The sequence below is a fragment of the Bradyrhizobium sp. U531 genome, from assembly GCF_051710265.1.
Taxonomy (GTDB): domain Bacteria; phylum Pseudomonadota; class Alphaproteobacteria; order Rhizobiales; family Xanthobacteraceae; genus Bradyrhizobium.
Window position 1 is genome coordinate 50,048 of sequence record NZ_JASVEN010000006.1, and the last position, 14,224, is coordinate 64,271.

Here is a 14,224-nt window from a genome sequence, read left to right on the forward strand (position 1 = left end):
ATCCCGGCAAATCACGTGATCGAAGCTTTGCAGGACTGCAGCCCAATAAGGGCTGGAACGAAGCAATCGCGCTGCGCCTCGAGTCCGGCGTGACGGGATCGCCCAGGCTGCCAATCCGGCGAGCTACCACCACTGATGGCGCAGGCAGGCCATTTACGGCTCTCCCCGCAGGGGTCACTGCGACACTCTGCCGCACCTCAACTCTGCCGAGAATCCACGGGCGCAGGACAGCAGCACCGAAACCCAACTGGCTTACGCAGAGCAACGTCATCCCGATTCCCGAAATGAAAACTATTCCTCTTCCATGGAATAGCGCCGGCAGGTCTCGACGCATGACCCGAATGGGTCATCCGGCGCCTGCCGACGACGCTCCAAAGGGCCTTATCCGTTAGACTTTGGTCTATCGCCGCTTTTCAGGAAAAAACGGCAAAGGGCTTGCGTCGAGCCGCCTCCTCACGAAGCATGACCGGTCAGGGAAACGTACCAAAAGGCCCGACGTAAGGGAGCGTCTGCACGGCATGCCGCGGGATTGGCACGCCGGCGAGCAGCGAATGACCAGGGCTCAGCGGAGGGAGGACCGCTCGTGAAAGCCAATCGAATCGACCATGAGGAGCTGTCGAAAGTTCTCAATCGACTTGGCGAGGCCGCCGTGAATCCGGCGGCCTGGCACGGCATCATGGACGACATCTGCAAGGCGGTCGGGGCGTCGGCGGCCCTGCTGCTTCAGAGCGATGTCCGGACCCCGGACGTTCCCCGCACGGCATCGATCGCGGAAGCGACCGAACTCTATTTCAGGAATAACTGGCATTTGAGGGACCCCCGCGCCAAGGGCTTCCCGCGCATGATGGCCGGCGAGGTCGTGACCGATCTCGACGTCATGAGCCCGGAGCAGATCCGCGCCGATCCCATGTACAACGAGCTGCTGTTTCCATCGGGCTACCGATGGTTCGCCGGCATCGGCTTCTGGGCCGACAGCGCGGCGTGGGCATTGACGATCCAGCGAACGGGGCGCGAAGGCGCATTCGAGGCCCGCGACAAGGAGCTGCTGGCCCAATTGGCGCCGCGCCTGACCGAGACGGCCACGCTCGCCACGGCGATCGGGCGGGCCGTGCTGACTTCGATGACCGACGTCCTCGACCGGGTCCGCCAACCTGCGCTGGCGCTGGATCGGGAAGGAATGGTTCTGCGGACGAACCAGGCGGCCGACCGCGGCTTCGACGATGAGATCCGCATCAGGGACCGGCGCCTGCTGCTCCGCGACAAGCAGGCGATGGCAAGATTCGATCAGCTGATCGGCATGATCCGCTCGACACCGGACGCCGTCGCGATCCCCGCCTCTCCGATCCTCGTCCGCCGCTCGGCCAAGCCCCCGGTCGTGCTGCGGCTGCTGCCGGTGGACGGCGCGGCGCGCTCGGTCTTCCTCGGTGCGCGCGCCATGCTGATCCTGTCCAACCTCACGCCGCGCCCGGCGCCGAACCCCGCGCTGATCGGCCAGGCCTTCGACCTCACCCCGGCGGAATCCCGACTGGCCGCCCTGCTCGTCACCGGCACATCGATCGCCGGCGCCGCCGAACAGCTGCATATCTCGCGCGAAACGGCGCGCAATCACCTGAAGTCGATCTTCTCGAAGACGGGAGTTCATCGCCAGTCGGAGCTGGTGACGCTGATTTCCCAGTTGGGGTGATGTTTGGCTTGTCCACAGCAGTGGTCGCAAGTTTCGCTTAAGCGACAACGCTAGATGTTTTCTTCGACGTCAGCTGGATGGCGCAGCCTCACGCTCCGCGCGCCGCCTTCAATTTCGGTTCCGGCCCGCTGTGGGTACGTTCATCAGCAAGAGAAACAAAGCGCTCGTCGCCTGATACCTCGCCACCACGCGCTTTCTCGCGCGTCCGCGCATGATGGCCTTTCCGCCGCGAGAGCCAATACGCCACTCCCAGCTCCGCGAACGCTTGCGCATCTCGAGCTCGAAGAACGAGAAGCCGTCCAAACCCACCAGATTGCTCCCCAACGCGTTTGACGTCATTTCGCCACTGAACGACCTGCAGGCACGCCATCCCGACGAACGCAAAAGAACGCCGCCGGGACATGGACTGTCGTCCAAGGCGATAGGCCACCTCCGCCGGACGCGCCTCCCCCAAATGGGTTAGGCCGGGAAAAAGATGGACGAGGTCGGCTCGAAGACCATCCCAGCGAATAATCTGCGCCAGCATGGTCACCATGACTCGTCGGAGAGACGAGACCGCGCTTGCTCCACAATTGGGCATAGATTGCCTCACAATTGTCATAGCGCTTCCACCGCATCGCCAAACGGGAAGGGCCGTCAAGCAAATGCTGCGTCCTCTTCGGACAGCTGCGCAGAACGAACCCAAATTTTGCAATAATGCGCTTCAACACGTTGACACCTCGAAGCAAATGCCCTTCTGCACTACTCCTTTTCCCACGCCAACTTGGACCGGGTTCGCTGCAAATAGCGGTCCAAAACAGCAAGTCTGTTGAGCTGCTCGAACATGAGCTCGGAGGATTGGGACGCCATTAGCTCTTCGATGGAGCTGGCCAGCTTAAGTCGCTCGCACTCGATCTGATTGATGCGAGCGAAGATCTCGGCGGAAGTGGCGGAAGACTGCTGTTCCCAGGTCTGATCTGAGCCACCAATCTTGACCGCCAGTCCGTGGCGAAGCGCGTTCATGCGCGAGCGCGCTTTGCCCTGTTGGGTCCGCGGCCCGGTGCTCCGGGCCGCGTTGCGTCGGTTGGCGGCGATCTGCTTACGGCTCGCCATTCTCGGCCGCTTTCTGGGATTCTTTGAGCAAACGCTCCTCTCGGACGAGCTTCCTATCTTCCGCCACCTCCTTCCAGAAGCGGCGCTCTGCCGACGCACTGAGCGGCATGCGCTCCTCGGGATCGCGGAGAGCGTAGGCCTCTTTAAGAACCTTCAGCGCCTGTTCGTACTCCTTGATCGCGGATTTGCGCATGCGCTCAGTCACCGCGAGCGAAGGAATCGCGCGCCTGAAAGCCTCGGCTTCGACGGCTTCGGCACCCAGACCACCGCGCTCGAGGCTTTCGATGAATTTGGTGCGGTAGGCCGGATCGGCGAAATAGTCCATCGCTCCCTCCTTCGCATGGCGCTCGAGATCTTCCTTGTACTTCTTCGTCGGAGGCACCACCGCTTGCAGGCTCAGATGCAGAGCTTCCGCCGCGGGACGCTCGTGCAGTTTCACGAGGTTGGCCATCTGACGATCAAGCCAAGCCGCGCGAAAATACGCAACCGTGGCATTCAAAGCCGCTTCAAATTCCGCGTCCGACTTCGGACGATGCGGCGGCATGCAGTTACAGATGTCGTCGAACATCCTGCGAAAGGTAGACGAGTTCACGCCGAGGCGCGGGGGCGGATTGTTCAAAAACTGCTCGATGTGGTCAGGCATGTAATCGCGCTCCTCCTCGTCTTCCTGAAGAACCGCGTAGTAGTCAAACTCTTCCTCTTCCTCTTCCTCTTCCTCTTTTTCTTTTTCTTCCTCTTCCTCTTCCTGGTCGTGCTCGTCCGCGTCCTCCTCTTTGGCCGCCTCATCCTCCAACAGCTCCTGCTGAATCTGCTGCTCGGCATCCTCTGAAACAGGAGGCTGCAAAACCGCCGTGTCGTTTGCCTTCTCTTCCATATTGATCGAGGAGACCGCCTCGTTGCTCGCGGTCGGGATTTCGCAGTCGTGCTCTGACAGGTTGTTGTCAGGGGTAACCGCTTTGGTCGACTCTGTCGCAGCCTCAGAATAATGCTCGTAGCTCATGATCTGGGTCCTTTCGTTAAACAGGAATCCAGATCACGCTAAGAAGCTTACACGGGAGAATCGATATCCAATCCGTTGGAATAATCGGGTGTGCATAACGGGTGGGCTGCCCAGCTATCTTTAATGAACGCGTGAGCAGCCTCCACAATTGCGTCCTTGTTGACGGGCAACAAGCGGCGTTCGCTGAGGAACTTGCGCAGAGGCGGGAGGACCATTTCAAGGAAATCGATGAAGGGGACGCGCCCCTTGCCCATTATCGGGTGGGGCGATCCGGCGGAGCCCTGCCTGTTTGTTGCGAAGATGGGTGCCAACCTTCGCCCGAGTTCGGGGTGCGCAGGGTGGTCAGGACGACCAGGTGACCGCATGCGCTGAATGCGTGCTCTTGCGCGACCGGCGGCGAGCGCAATCGCGTCGTTGCTCGGGGCAAGGCGCTTGTAAGAGACCGCCGTTTGATCGCTGCCCCATATGTCCATGCTGAAGGTGCCGGGCGGCTCTGAGTCGCGTTGATAATCCTGAGCTAGCTCCCACACGACCATCGCCGGCAGCGCGTCATTACAAAAAAGTTCAGGCTCTTTGTGCAGGCGTGCCAGTGTAGACACAAGCGAACCTGGCTTTATTTCTTCGCTACGAACCGCGGCTATGGTCAGGGCTGTGATCACCTGGCCAAGCTCTTCCTTCTCCTCCTCAGAAAGAGGCTCCTCAGGAGCGGCGGCTTGGATGCCTCGCTCCTCGTAGAACTCGAGTTTCCCAAGAATCTGGCGCGCGACCGGGTCCAAGCCCCTGCGCATGAACTCCCACACCTCCCGAAAGGGGGTGGACGTCTCAGTGAGCTGCGGCTTGTAGTAGGTTGGCATTGGCCTGCTCAAACGGCGAATCGCACGCCCTCTTTAACGTAACTTGCCACGCCCAATCACCTTGACATTCCCCGAATCCACAAGGAATTCCGTTGAGAGGTAGCCGTTCGCGTTCTTCTCTCAACAAATTTGCAGTTGCAGCTCGCGCCACTTATCAGCGGTTGTAGAATTGAGGATTATCAGCACCGAGCCTGGCGAAAGTAACGGGACCCGGCGAAAGCCGGCTGGATGCAAGAACCAAGAAGGGCTGCGTCCACCACAGGACACACCACCTCTTCCGCGAGTTGCGCACTGTCAGGCGCCAGAATGTACTGACGGGCCGCCGCTGGTTGAAGCAGACGTTCTAGATCCGCTACCGGATGGCGCGGCAGCTCCGCCCGCACCACCGCCGGCGGCGCCGCCGCCTCCACCACCCTCACCTTGCGGGGAGGCAGGGCTCGCTAGAGCGAGCAACACGGCGCCTATCAGTAGAAGGAGTTTTTGGTTCATGACCTTCTTCGAAGCAAAGACGGTCAAGCACAGGAAAGTTAGGCCGGTTCCTATCTTCCACTCCCTTCAGGCGGTGGGCATTCCCGTCAAAGCAGTCGTTGGCGAGAACGCTTCGGCAAATAAAGGCGAGAGTTATCGTTAGCGGCTATACCGCTTGGAAGCACTCGGTTCGCTGATCTGTTAGCCCAGAGCCGAAAACAAACAAAAGCGGCATTGAAGCCCAGCCAGACGATACCGGCACAAAAGGCGAGACGAGCCATTGGCCAGTTCCGTTCTTGTGGTGGTTCTGGGCATCCTGTCGGCGAGTTGATGCGGATCAATTGATACGGAACTTAAACTTGGCGCGGGCTTTCGGAGGATTCTATTCGATAGGGAAAAAACGCGGCATGTCCGCCATAGCAAGGACCGCACCATTCTTGGCTTTCGCGACCGCTTGGTAGCTGTAGAAGCCGTCTTTGCAGGGTGCAAAGGTGCGGATTGATCCCGCTAGAATGATCCCGTTGGAGGGGTAAGTTACCTCTTGACCGCCGAGCTCCTGGTCTCTTGGGCCTACCAGACGGATCGCTATCTTCGCAGTCGTTGCGGGCGCATGCCTAATGTGAATCGGAGGGTTCGGGTACGTCCCCGCGCAACCCTTCGTTCCTTTGAATGAAAAGTCGATCGTCATTGGCTGTTCGGCTTCGGCGATGGATCCGACGAAAATGGTGATGGCCACCAGGACCGGGACTTTCATTTGCTGGCGCCTCCCTTGCCCATCAACTGCCGAGAATTTGCGATAGTTCCAGATGGTCCGCTTCGCCCGCTTACAGTCCATTCTACTCAGGGCGGCGGATCGCTTCGATTGAGCGGCGGCCATCGCCCCCCTGTGAGCTTTCTGATGGCTCCGGTCACGCGGGCAAGCTGCTTGGGTAATTGCCCCTTTCGCGAAGGAATGACGATAAGGACGTAGAGCACATTCAGGAGCAGCCAGACGGCCGCCCCGATCAAAATGATCTTCATGAAAAATCCGGTAAATCCGGCGCAGCAATAAAACAGGCATATCGAAACGCAGCTGCGGCCCCGGATCAAGCCCAACCTTTAGTCAAAGAGTGTAGCGCTCGCAGTTCTTCTTCACTCCCTTAGGGAGGCGGTCGCTCCCGTCAAGGTGTGGTTTGGGGGCGGCTTAAACGTCAGCTATGGGCCGCAAGCCGACTTGTCCTTTGGGGGAACGGGGCCGCTCGAGACTGCTGGCGTTTTTCGCGACGAGGGCGATTGCTCCGAAGGCCCAGAGTTCAGCTTTAGCAGTCACTGCTCCGATCTCGTCAAAATCGCTCCGGCCGCACCACCTGCACGTCACTGACTGAGACGAGGCCGACCTGCCGAGCGACGATGGGAAAGACCACTTTCAGCAAATCGTCCAGTCGCGCCGCGTCGACGATACACCACAGAGCGAACATCCCGCCAGCATCGCCGATCTGGCCATCTGCTTCCCATCGCCCGGCGCGGCCACGTCCGCCGGCGAGCGGAGCGACCGAGTAACCACTCACGCCGGTGCGCTCGAGCTCCTCGGTCAGCCGCTTCAGCAGGGCTCGTTCGATCAGGATTTCGATCCGCTTCTTGGCAAACATCTGCATGCTCTTCTCATCCTGCGATCATCTCGGCGGCAGCGATGTAGAGCGGAATGCCGAGGATGAGGTTGAAGGGAAAGGTCAGGCCGAGCGAGAGCGTCAGAGCGATGGCTGGGTTTGCCGCGGGCAGCGCCAGCCGCATCGCGGCCGGGACGGCGATGTAGGAAGCCGATGCGCCCAGCGTCATCAGGATCGCCGTGCTGCCGGCGGAAAGGCCAATCAGCCAGGCGAACAGGGCCGCGAAGGCTGCGCCGATCAACGGCATCACCCAGGCAAATCCAGCAACGGCAATAGACAGCGATCTCCAGCCGTCCCGCAGACCGCGTCCGGCGATCAGGCCCATATCGAGCAGAAAGACGCAGAGAAAGCCGGGGAAGGCATCGAGCAGGAACGGCTTGAGCGAGGTCATGCCACGCTCCCCCGTGATGCAGCCGACCGCAAATGCGCCGAGTAAGGCAACGATCGAGCCGTTGAGTGCGATCTCGCGCAGAAAACCTCCCGAGAACTCACTTTTCGTTCGTTCATGCCCGTTGCGCGCGATCACAAGCGCCGAGAAGATCGCTGGCGTCTCCATCGCGGCTGCAACCGCGATCATGTAGCCGTCAAAGGGCAGCGCCAGTTGGGTGAGCGCGCCCGTGACGGCAACGAACGTCACAGCCGAGATCGATCCATAGTGACCGGCTACAGCGGCAGGGTTGACGTGGTCGAGGCCTGCACCGTAGCGCAAGAATGCGTAGGCAAGGAATGGAAGACCGGCCGACAGTACGATTCCGGCGGCGATCGTCAACACCAGGGGCAGGGTCAGACCTTGATGGGCGACCTCCGCACCGCCTCGAAAGCCGATAGAGATCAGGAGATATAGCGAGAGAAAGCGTGCAATCGCCTCCGGCACAGAAAGGTCCGAGCGGCCAAGCGAGGCCCCAAGGCCCATGCCGAAGAAGAGCACGGAGGGCGAGACGAGATTCTGGACGGCGAGCGCAAGCAAGGGACCTCCGCGGGGTTGGAGCAAATGACGGTTGCATAGCTTCCCGCTGGTGTTTGACAAAATTGATTGTATCAAAGATCATCATTGAAAACGGCAATGATGATGCCCCGCTCGCGCCTCAACATCGACATCGATCTGATCAGGTCCTTCGTGACCATTGTCTCGCTCGGGAACTTCACCCGCGCCGCTCGGACGCTCGGCCTGCAGCAGTCGACCATATCCCTTCAGATCCGCCGGCTTGAGCAATTGGTCGGTGGCAAGTTGCTGGAACGGTCGCCGCAGGCCGTGGCATTGACCCCGGAAGGCTACACCTTCTTCGAATATGCGCAGCGCATGCTGGACCTGAATGACGAAATGGTTGCACGCATCCAGGAGCCTGCGATACGGGGCCTCGTCCGCCTGGGTGCGCCCGAGGATTTTGCGACCCGTCATCTCCCCGACGTGCTGGCCCGGTTCGCCCACGCTTATCCCCAAGTGAACCTCGAAGTGACCTGCGACCTGACAATGAACCTGATCGAGCGCTTTCGCAAAGGCGCCTTCGATCTTGCGTTGATCAAGCGCGAGCGATCGATCGAGATTCCCGGCACCCGCGTGTGGCGCGAACCGCTGGTGTGGGTCACGGGGGGCCTAGATCTAAGGCAGGGCGTGTTACCGCTGGCGGTCTCGCCAAAGCCCTGCGTCTATCGCAAGCGCGCGACCGAGGCGCTCGACCGGGCCAGGCGATCATGGCGCGTCGCCTATACTTGCGGTTCGTTGGCGGGGACGCTTGCCGCGGTGCGCGCGCGGCTTGGCGTAACGGTGCTGCCGAAGGACATGGTCCCTCCCGATCTCCACGTCGTCGATGGCAAGCCGATGCCCGATCTCAAGGATACCGAGATTGCAATTCTCGAACGCGACCGTCTTCCACTGCCGGCGCAGCGTCTTAGGGATTTCGTGATCAAGACGCTGAGTTGAACGTCTCGTTCGGTCCGGTGCGGCATCTCGCCACTGCACGCTGATTCTTGAAAGAGTGGTGATCCACTCGACGCAAAGCTTCGTTTCAAAGAGGCCGATCACAAATGGTCGGACCATGGATGCGCGAAATCGCGTGCATTCATCGTGTCGGCATGGATGAATCACACCTGGAGAGATTGATGACGTCCGCAATTCGTTCGTTCGTGGCCGGAGCGGCCATGGTCGTTGGCCTGCTCGGTCCGTCGGTAGCGCGCGCCGCCGACATCGTGGACACGGCCGTTTCGGCTGGTTCGTTCAGCACGCTGGTCACCGCCGTGAAAGCTGCCGGTCTTGTGAATACGCTCAAGGGCAAAGGCCCGTACACCGTGTTCGCGCCCAACGACGCGGCTTTCGCCAAGCTGCCGCCCGGAACGGTCGAATCCCTATTGAAGAACAAGGCCAAGCTCGCGGCGATTCTGAAGTATCATGTCATCCCGGGCCGCGTGAGGGCTGCCGATGTCGCCGGCAAGTCCTTGAAGGTGGCAACCGTTCAAGGCCAACCCGTCAACGTCGACGGCAGTCTCGGCGTCCGCGTCAACGACGCGCATGTCATCCAGCCGGATATCGAGGCCTCGAACGGCGTAATCCACGTCATCGACACCGTGCTGCTACCGCCCGGGCGCGCGAAGAAAATGCATTGAGGCAATTAGTGGCCCCGTATCCGGCCGCCATGGCGACCGGATACGTCTTCCCGAATGCACATTAAGGCTCGCGCTTTTTGGCGCCTTGCCACCCTTTAAAGCTCAATGATGTGCGACGAGCTGCTGCACATCTTTGAGGTTAGGATGCCTCCCGCATCCTACCGAAACCGGAGCAGCTTAGTCGGATCTCTGCGGCCTCAAGGTAGCTGTCGTCCAGGGGCTGGCCTGTTCAGCGAAATCGCGCCGCACGGTTTGAAATTGGAAGCTGCGATGATGATTCGCGTATTGAAAACTAGGGTAAAAGCAGGCCAAAGAACTACTTTTGCTTGAGGAGCTCGGCTTGCGAAGCACTCTTCCCTGGTTCGTAGACCGTACTTCGTCATTTTGCCCAAGGTGAGCGGACTAGGCCGGCCTTCCCCCTCCTGCCTCAACTGCCTTCAGAACGCTCCGCACTCTCCCGGCGAGGTCGTTTTGCGTAAACGGCTTTTGGATGAGAGAAACGCCGGGGGCGAGCCTACCCTGATGAACGATGGCGTCGCGAGAGTAACCGGTCATGTAAAGCACTTTCAGACCAGGCCGCCGACGCTGCGCTTCGTCAGCTAAATCGCGTCCGTTCATACCCGGCATCACGACGTCGGTCAGGAGTAAGTCCACCTGGCTTGTGGCAAGCACGTTCAGTGCTGCATCACCATTTTGCGCCTGCATGACTTCGTAGCCTAGCTCGACCAATGTGCCCGCCACAAACTGCCGCACCCCTTCATCGTCCTCTGTGACCAGCACACGTTCGCCATGCCCGCGAAGAACGCCTCCGATTGCCTGCTCTTTCCGAGGTTCGCTGACATCCGTTCGTCGCGGGAGATAGATCGTGACTGTCGTGCCTGCACCCGGTGTGGAGTGTATTCTAACGTCACCATCGCTCTGCTTGACGAAGCCGTAGACCTGGCTCAGCCCGAGGCCGGTCCCCATCCCGGGCGGTTTGGTTGTAAAGAACGGCTCGAAAGCTCTGTCTGTCACTTCCGGCGCCATACCTATTCCGGTGTCTTTGACTGAAACGGACACGTATTGGGTGGCATTCAGTTGATCAGATGATGCGGAGAACTGCTCGCCCAGAGACGCGTTTGCCGTCTCTAGTGTGAGTGTGCCTCCATTCGGCATCGCGTCTCGGGCGTTGAGTGCCAAGTTCAACACTGCAGATTCAAGCTCAGTTAGGTCAGCCTGCGCTTCCCACAGATCAGGCGCGAGGTGACTTTCAATTGAGATCGTCTCGCCAAGCGTTCGAGCCAGCATGTTCGTCAGATTTCGAACAAGTCTGTTCAGATCGACCGGCTTCGGATCAAGAGCTTGTTTCCTAGAGAACGCCAAAAGACGCTTAGTAAGCTCGGCCGCTCTCAACGCGCCCCTTTGAGCATTTTCGAGCAACGCTCGTGGCCTTTCGTCGGTGACCCTACGGCTCGCCATCTGCAGATTGCCAATGATGATTGTCAGCAGATTGTTGAAGTCATGCGCGATGCCGCCGGTGAGCTGACCGACCGCTTCAATCCGCTGCGAGCGACGCATCTCCTGCTCCAGCGTTTCTCGACGCTCTGCCTCTGCATAGAAGGCGCCTGTGCTACGGGCGGTGAGAAAGATGAAGAAGCAGACCAGAGCGAGGGCGGGTGCGCCGATGGCCAGATACCCACCTACCTGCCGGAGCCACGCGCTTCGTATTTCCGACGTTTCCATGCTGGAAGATACATACACAGGCAGTCCCGCAAGCTTTCTAACTGCAAAACGGCGCTCTAGTCCGTCTACGTTCGATACCGTCGTATATTTTCCCCCCTCCGAATTACTTTTGATCAGCTGGGCAAAGCCACTGGACGGATCCAATACGATGCCAGGACGAGCCGCGATCGGGTGACGGGCGAGAACAGCGCCGTCGTCTCGAATCAAGGCAAAACTTGCGCTCGACTTGCCGCGCAGCGTTGCATAGAGATTTTCAAAAGCCGAGGGTAAGACAGAGATCAGGGTGTAACCGTTGAAAGTACCCGAGCTATCGTGCCGTCGTTTGCTAACCGGAAAGAGAATCGCACCGGTCAGAGAGATGCCGACCACGCGTCCAATGTAAGCTTCTTCGCCTTGAGCCAGCTCTGCCTTAAGGTGAGATCGTTCTGGTGCGTTGAAAGCAGGCGGGACTGGAAAAAATAGAGACGAGAGTAACGCATCGCCATTGCGGTCGAGCACCCAAATTGAACTGATGTCTGGAAAAGTATGCGCGAATTGCTTCAGGCGCTGACTTAGCTCAGCTCCGGAATCCTTGATCGTCGAGTCGGTCTTGCCGCGCGTGATCTGGTCAATACTGTCTAGCGTTACGTTGATCGAGCGAAACACGCGAAGAGCCTGTTCCGCTGATACCTCCAAACTGCGTTCGATTCGCTCGTCTGCCAGTTCAAACGCATCCTGGTAAGCGGCGTATGCCGCATATGCGAACACCAGGGCTGGAGCAATGACTGAGGCCGCCAGCGAAATCCACAGCCATCGGAGGGCTGCATCTTTCCGCTGCTTCATCGCTTAATATGCCTCTCCAGTAGCCGCAGACTTAAAATATCTCCTTAGTCATGTTTTGTTTCCGATGCCAGTGTGTTCTTGGTTCCAATCGCTACGCCGAGACCCTGTCCGGCAAACCGCGATCTCTCTAAGCCTGAATCTCGCACGCTTCAGAGAAATTAGGTTCCATATTTCGAACGGGCACAATCTTAAGGCTCGCATCCACAGCTGAGGCAGATGCGAGCCAGGCTTGCACTGCTTAAGAGGCGCGCTCGCCGCTCATGATTGGGCCGAAACGCTCCCAGCTCTCTCCTTTGAAGCGCATCATTTGAAGCTGTTCGATGGGAGCGAAGTCGTTGGGCGCGGTCTTGATCCGCGTGCCAGGAAGATAGATCCCGATTTCGAAATCGAGGCTGGCGGCCTGCTTCATGACATTCTCACGAGTGAGGTTGTCGCCGCACTGCCGTAGCACCTGCTCTAGCCCCTTTGCGACGCCATAGCCAAATACGGTAGCGGAGTCGTCAAGATCGCCTTCAGGATACCACTTGGTCATGAACGCTCGCCACTCGTTCATTGCAGGGTCCGTTTTCCACTCGGCGTCCTTCGGATCCTTCAAGTAAGCTGTCGAAAGAATCCCCTGGCTTGCCTCGTAGCCGGCTGGCTTGATTACACCTCCAATAGAGCCAGAAACGTTGGTCAAGAACTGCACTGGGTGCCAGTTTAGTTCAGCGACCTTCTTAATGGACTGAGCAGCAAACTTCGGAGTTGCGATGTTTACGAAGATATCCGGATTTGAGCCTTTGATTTGAACGATCTGGGAATCGACCGTTGGCGAACTCGTTTCATAGGGCGCCTCCACGACGATGAGCTTACCCGCTTGATCACCGAGCCCGTCCTTCAGTCCAACTACGTAATCCTTTCCGAAATCGTCGTTCTGGAAGAGAACCCCGATCGTCTTCCCCGGGTAGTTTTGGAGGATGTACTTGCCATAGATTCGAGCCTCGACTTGATAACTTGGCTGCCACCCCATCGTCCAAGGAAAGTTCTTCGGATCATTCCACTTGGCAGCGCCTGTCGAGACGAATAGCTGAGGGACCTTCTTCGCATTCATGTACTTCTGAATTGCGGTGTTGCCCGGCGTCCCAAGGGGATTAAAGATCAGCAACACTTCATCGCTTTCGACAAGCTTGCGAGCCTGCTCCACCGTCTTAGGTGGGCTGTAGGTATCGTCATAAGAGATGAAGCTGATCTTCCGGCCGTTGATGCCGCCTTCAGAGTTGATTTTGTTGAAGTAAGCCGCCTCTGTTTTGCCGATGGTGGCGTAAGCTGACGCTGGTCCTGAGTATGGCATGATGTTGCCGATTTTGATCTCGGTGTCGCTTGCCCCGGGATCGTACTTTTTCTGCGCATTGGCAGCGGCAGAAAGAGTCAAAAGAGTTGCCGCCGCGATGGCGACCGAACAAGCGAACTTCACGTAATCACTACGCATCCTTGTCCTCCCAAAACGCCCGGCTCTTGCTTAAAGGCTTCTCGGCCGGGCTTCTTGAGTATGCACGACAATACAGGCGACACCAGGCTGCGATAGCAGTTCCACCGAAATCCGAATTGAGGTCGCAGCGCACAATTCCTCGACTTGGAATATCGGTCGACCAGGAGGTGACAAAGAAACCAAGAGGACGAACCTGCACCCGGTACTCGTGGCCGTCTAATGGCGATGCCCGGCCGCAGTCACCATCACCGGCGGGGCAAGCGCTAGGCTTTGCGTCATCGCTTTTGCGAAGCTTGAGCCGCTAGGCCCTCCGTATCGCCTTCCAGCGATGCGAGCGGCGAGAGTGCCCTCTCTCGACTTTCTGAAACAAAGAAGTTGCCGCTCAGAATGGTCGCGTGCTTGCCGGAATATTCCCACTCTTGTTTCCGAGTGCATCGTATCTATCTGACTTACATGAACTTAACAGACATTCAGGATTTCGCAATCCAGGCCCGCGTGGCTGCGGTCCTCGGAGCGGCGGAGTTTGATCGGGTTTTCGCGGGCATTCGTTTTGCCGAGGTGGAGGGACCTCTGCTTTACGTCTACGCCAGGGACCAAGCCACCGCCGCGACGATTGAGGACGACTTCTCTCTCCTCATTGCAGACATCGCAGGCCGAATCCTGAAGCAGGAAATTGAAGTCGTGCTCGTGCTGCCAAAGGTTCTGCAGTAGCTCAAGCCGATTCGACCAATTTCCGCGGCGAGTATAGCCACCGTCCGCCTCGGTCAAAAACCGCCAAGCGTCTGTGTGTGCTTTTTGGAGCACTCGACGATCTTTTCGGGCAGGCAACTTCCGATGTTGGCGATCGCCGGGTATTAACTCGTGACA

The 14,224-nt window shown here is 58.8% G+C and carries 15 protein-coding genes; 5 read left to right on the forward strand and 10 right to left on the reverse strand.

What is annotated here, in order from left to right:
* Positions 1-583 precede the first annotated feature (583 nt).
* On the forward strand, positions 584-1,684 hold the full coding sequence (locus QRQ56_RS25250) for a helix-turn-helix transcriptional regulator (RefSeq protein WP_438743797.1): 1,101 nt from the start codon (positions 584-586) through the stop codon (positions 1,682-1,684).
* Positions 1,685-1,772: 88 nt separating this feature from the next.
* Here the strand turns inward: QRQ56_RS25250 and QRQ56_RS25255 are convergent, their stop codons facing one another.
* From QRQ56_RS25255 to QRQ56_RS25270, 4 genes are all read right to left on the reverse strand, one after another.
* Positions 1,773-2,219, reverse strand: coding sequence for a hypothetical protein (locus tag QRQ56_RS25255; protein ID WP_438743798.1), 447 nt, complete (start codon positions 2,217-2,219; stop codon positions 1,773-1,775).
* A gap of 206 nt (positions 2,220-2,425) precedes the next feature.
* Positions 2,426-2,776: a hypothetical protein gene (locus QRQ56_RS25260; RefSeq protein ID WP_438743799.1), complete on the reverse strand. Its 351-nt coding sequence runs from the start codon at positions 2,774-2,776 to the stop codon at positions 2,426-2,428.
* Positions 2,763-3,776 (reverse strand): hypothetical protein, encoded by a 1,014-nt coding sequence (locus QRQ56_RS25265; RefSeq protein ID WP_438743800.1) that lies wholly within the window; start codon positions 3,774-3,776, stop codon positions 2,763-2,765. Before QRQ56_RS25265 ends, QRQ56_RS25260 begins: the two co-directional genes overlap by 14 nt.
* A gap of 47 nt (positions 3,777-3,823) precedes the next feature.
* A complete protein-coding gene (locus QRQ56_RS25270; protein WP_438743802.1) occupies positions 3,824-4,630 on the reverse strand; it encodes a hypothetical protein in 807 nt (268 codons plus the stop codon).
* Positions 4,631-5,117: 487 nt separating this feature from the next.
* Between QRQ56_RS25270 and QRQ56_RS25275 the strand changes: the two genes are divergently transcribed.
* The gene (locus tag QRQ56_RS25275) at positions 5,118-5,261 is read left to right on the forward strand and encodes a hypothetical protein (protein ID WP_438743803.1); all 144 of its coding nucleotides are present in this window, start codon (positions 5,118-5,120) and stop codon (positions 5,259-5,261) included.
* Between the two features lie 219 nt (positions 5,262-5,480).
* Here the strand turns inward: QRQ56_RS25275 and QRQ56_RS25280 are convergent, their stop codons facing one another.
* The 4 genes from QRQ56_RS25280 to QRQ56_RS25295 all read right to left on the reverse strand — a co-directional run bounded on the left by QRQ56_RS25280 (position 5,481) and on the right by QRQ56_RS25295 (position 7,711).
* Positions 5,481-5,852: a hypothetical protein gene (locus QRQ56_RS25280; RefSeq protein WP_438743804.1), complete on the reverse strand. Its 372-nt coding sequence runs from the start codon at positions 5,850-5,852 to the stop codon at positions 5,481-5,483.
* Positions 5,853-5,938: 86 nt separating this feature from the next.
* Positions 5,939-6,118, reverse strand: a complete 180-nt coding sequence (locus tag QRQ56_RS25285) for a hypothetical protein (RefSeq protein ID WP_438743805.1) — start codon at positions 6,116-6,118, stop codon at positions 5,939-5,941.
* A 302-nt stretch (positions 6,119-6,420) separates the two neighbouring features.
* The gene (locus tag QRQ56_RS25290) at positions 6,421-6,732 is read right to left on the reverse strand and encodes a P-II family nitrogen regulator (RefSeq protein WP_438743806.1); all 312 of its coding nucleotides are present in this window, start codon (positions 6,730-6,732) and stop codon (positions 6,421-6,423) included.
* A gap of 7 nt (positions 6,733-6,739) precedes the next feature.
* Complete coding sequence (locus tag QRQ56_RS25295) at positions 6,740-7,711, reverse strand: sodium-dependent bicarbonate transport family permease (RefSeq protein ID WP_438743807.1); 972 nt, start codon at positions 7,709-7,711, stop codon at positions 6,740-6,742.
* Positions 7,712-7,807: 96 nt separating this feature from the next.
* Between QRQ56_RS25295 and QRQ56_RS25300 the strand changes: the two genes are divergently transcribed.
* Both QRQ56_RS25300 and QRQ56_RS25305 read left to right on the forward strand, forming a co-directional pair.
* On the forward strand, positions 7,808-8,665 hold the full coding sequence (locus QRQ56_RS25300; RefSeq protein ID WP_438743808.1) for a LysR family transcriptional regulator: 858 nt from the start codon (positions 7,808-7,810) through the stop codon (positions 8,663-8,665).
* A 218-nt stretch (positions 8,666-8,883) separates the two neighbouring features.
* Positions 8,884-9,345, forward strand: a complete 462-nt coding sequence (locus QRQ56_RS25305; RefSeq protein WP_438744272.1) for a fasciclin domain-containing protein — start codon at positions 8,884-8,886, stop codon at positions 9,343-9,345.
* 402 nt (positions 9,346-9,747) lie between these two features.
* Here QRQ56_RS25305 and QRQ56_RS25310 read toward each other — a convergent pair whose 3' ends face one another.
* The gene (locus tag QRQ56_RS25310; protein WP_438743809.1) at positions 9,748-11,889 is read right to left on the reverse strand and encodes an ATP-binding protein; all 2,142 of its coding nucleotides are present in this window, start codon (positions 11,887-11,889) and stop codon (positions 9,748-9,750) included.
* Positions 11,890-12,127: 238 nt separating this feature from the next.
* On the reverse strand, positions 12,128-13,357 hold the full coding sequence (locus QRQ56_RS25315; RefSeq protein ID WP_438743811.1) for an ABC transporter substrate-binding protein: 1,230 nt from the start codon (positions 13,355-13,357) through the stop codon (positions 12,128-12,130).
* Between the two features lie 453 nt (positions 13,358-13,810).
* Between QRQ56_RS25315 and QRQ56_RS25320 the strand changes: the two genes are divergently transcribed.
* Positions 13,811-14,068 carry a hypothetical protein gene (locus tag QRQ56_RS25320; RefSeq protein WP_438743813.1) on the forward strand — a complete coding sequence of 86 codons (258 nt, stop codon included), beginning with the start codon at positions 13,811-13,813 and terminating at the stop codon, positions 14,066-14,068.
* Positions 14,069-14,224: the final 156 nt, after the last annotated feature.